The 2,902-nt window shown below is 50.7% G+C and carries 4 protein-coding genes; 1 reads left to right on the forward strand and 3 read right to left on the reverse strand.

Annotated elements, in window-relative coordinates:
* Positions 1–79: 79 nt before the first annotated feature.
* On the forward strand, positions 80–1,051 hold the full coding sequence (locus AC1HCM_RS02395) for an MBL fold metallo-hydrolase (RefSeq protein WP_479460179.1): 972 nt from the start codon (positions 80–82) through the stop codon (positions 1,049–1,051).
* On the opposite strand, the gene AC1HCM_RS02400 is transcribed toward AC1HCM_RS02395, so the two are convergent.
* The 3 genes from AC1HCM_RS02400 to fliD all read right to left on the reverse strand — a co-directional run.
* The gene (locus AC1HCM_RS02400; RefSeq protein WP_479460180.1) at positions 1,052–1,294 is read right to left on the reverse strand and encodes a hypothetical protein; all 243 of its coding nucleotides are present in this window, start codon (positions 1,292–1,294) and stop codon (positions 1,052–1,054) included.
* Positions 1,287–1,703, reverse strand: coding sequence for a flagellar export chaperone FliS (gene fliS / locus AC1HCM_RS02405; RefSeq protein WP_479460181.1), 417 nt, complete (start codon positions 1,701–1,703; stop codon positions 1,287–1,289). Before fliS ends, AC1HCM_RS02400 begins: the two co-directional genes overlap by 8 nt.
* The coding region (gene fliD / locus AC1HCM_RS02410) for a flagellar filament capping protein FliD (protein WP_479460182.1) at positions 1,700–2,902 on the reverse strand (1,203 nt) is incomplete at its 5' end. The genes fliS and fliD, both read right to left, overlap by 4 nt.

Below are 2,902 nucleotides of genomic sequence, written 5' to 3' on the forward strand. Positions count from 1 at the left end.
ACCTTTCCCAAAGGTCAAAGGAGCTCTTTCTGAAGGCTGACAAGGACATAAAGTCAGCTATAGCTGAGGTAAAGGGAGAGTGAAGAGATTTGTGCTCGCACTCCTTCTGGTGGGTATCTCCTTCTCGGGGGAGTACCCCAGACACGTTAGGGAGACGCTGAAGGAGATAAAGGAAGGTGTTTACGGTGTCTTTGGTGCCCACGAGCAGGTGAGCTACGAAAACAGGGGATTTATATCCAACGCCTACTTCGTTGTCACCGGGGAGGGTGTGCTCGTCTTTGATGCCCTCACAACCTACAAACTTGGTAAGGAGCTCGTTGAGACCATAAGGAGCGTTACAAAGGAGCCCATAAGGTTCACGGTAGTGAGCCACTACCACACGGACCACTTCTACGGCGTGGGTGCACTAAAGGAAGCGGGCTCTGTGGTGATAGCCCACGAGTGGGCGCTTGACTACATATCCCAGCCCTCAAGCCAGAACTTCTATGAGGCGAGGAAAAAGTTACTGAAAGAGCACATGGAAGGAACCCAGATGGTGCCTCCCGATATAACCTTCACGAGGGACCTTGACATCCACATGGGAAGGCTGACCTTTCAGGTCAGGCACTTTTGCAAAGCCCACACACCGGGGGATATAGTCCTCTGGATACCTGAGAAGAGGGTTCTCTTCAGCGGGGATATAGTCTTTGACGGGAGGCTCCCCTTCTTGGGCTCTGGGAACTCAAAGAGCTGGCTCGTGTGCCTTGACAAGATACTTGAGCTTGACCCAGATGTCCTCCTGCCGGGACACGGAGACCCTATGCTCACGAAGGAGAGGATAAAGGACAGGGTCATGTGGACGAAGAAGTACATATCGGACCTCAGAAACACCATCAGGAGGATGATAGAGGAGGGAAGGGACATAGACTACGTAAGGGAGCACATAAACGAGGAGCTTCTCAAGATTGACCCCGCCTACGCTCAGGTTCCTGTTTTCTTTGACGTGAACCCCGTAAACGCCTACTATGTTTACTTTGAGATAGAGAACGAGCTCCTTGAGGAAGGGCAGTAGCTACCTTAGGTAGCCCTTGAACTTCTGGAAGTTCATCAGCTTCTGGGCTATATCAAGCTTCTTCTCTTCAGCCTTCTGAATAAGGAACTCTATTATCCTAAGAGCCTCCTCATAATCCTCCTTTCTCAGGCTCTTTAGATCCAGACTCAGAACTTCCTCAAGGGTCTTTATTAGATTGTCAAAGTCTCCCTCTTCCAGATAGACTTCGCACTTTAGAAGTATATCCTTGAGATTTTCATTCATCAGCCCTCGCTACAGCCTCCTCTTTTCCATACACCTTCTTCTCCGCCTCTTCCCATGCCTCTTTTAGTTCCTCAAGAACCTTCTTTATCTCTCTCATAAGCTCAGCGTCGTTCTTCATGTTAGCTCTCACAATTTCATTTATAAGAGCATCGTAGATTTCGTCAAGGTTTTTTGCTATCTCCTGACCCTTCTCGTGTTCAAGGGACGCCTGTAGCACTATGAGTATATCCATCGCCCTCGTTAGATTTTCTGCTTTGGTCTTCACCTTTTCGGTATCCTCAAGTCCGGACTCAACCGCCTCTACAGCATCCTCAAGGCAGGCTATAGCCTTCTCGTAGAGCATTATCACGAGCCTGAGAGGGTTTGCGTTCTCAACCATGTTTTGAAGATAAACCTCTGCTGGATTCATCGCTCACTACCTCCTTTTGTCATCTCGGAGAGGGTCACTATGAACTGCTTCAGCCTCTCCCTTATATCGTTAGCCTGAGCTATGAAAGCCTCAAGCTGAGCGTATTCTTTCCTCAGGAGCTGCTCCTCCTGAGCCAGCCGGCTTCCAAGCTCCTGTATCCTCTCATCAATACTCTCTATCTGGTCGTTGTAGCTCTGTTCAAAACTGCTGAAGAGCCCCTTCTCCGTCTGGAGATAGGTGGTGTAAGAACTCTTTATATCCTCTATAAGGGACTTCACGCTGTCTGGGTCCGTGGTGAGGAGCTCGTTAAGTTTGTCACTATTGAGGGAAATCTCACCGGTATCTCCGTTGTAGTCTATCAGTCCGAGCTCTATCAGGGGGTCAAGCCTCTGGGCTATACCGGTCTGAACGCTCCCTATGGTGTAGTCACCCTTAAAGAGCGCCTCATCCCCGTTGGTGAGGGAGCCAACGAGAGAGACGAGAGCGTTGTAGTTCTTGACAAAGTTACTGAAGAAGGAGGTAACCTTATCGTAGCTCTCGGTTATGCTCACCGAGGAGCTCCCCGTAGCCTTTACCGTTATCGTCACCCCGCTTATCACGTTCTCAAAGGTGTTGGAAGGACTGGTTATCGGAGAGCCGGAGCCCACAACGATCTCTGCATTCTGGGCACCCTGGATAGTGTCAAGCCCAGTGCCAAGCTCAGAGGGAAGTCCGCTGACGCTTATAGCATAGACACCTCCCGCCGTGTCCGTCTCAACGGTTGAGGCTGAGACATCAGACTCAGAGAGCATGAGCCTGTAGGATGTCCCATCGTAGTAAACGGAGGCTCTTATCCTGCTCTGGGCTGAGTTTATGCTGTTTACAAGGTCCTCAAGGGTCTGACCTGCGCTGTAGTCAACGTTGAAGCTCTCGGTTCCAGAGCCGGTGTCGTAGGTTATCGTCAGGGTTCCAGAGCCGGCGAAAGTATTGGTCAGGTCCGAAAAACCCCCGTTGCTCACCCTGACCTCAGCCTGGGCAAGTTTGTTGACGTTTACGTTGAACTCAAGGTTCGGTGCCTCCTCCGTCACGCTGACCTCAAGGATATCCGGGTTTGATACGCTCGCCTGCTTTCCCTTGAACAGGGACTCAACATCAAGGCTCTCAAAGAGGGAGAGGAAGTCGCCTATACCTTGGGAGAGGTTTGCAAGGGAGGAAGCCTT

The organism is Hydrogenivirga sp. (assembly GCF_056450045.1).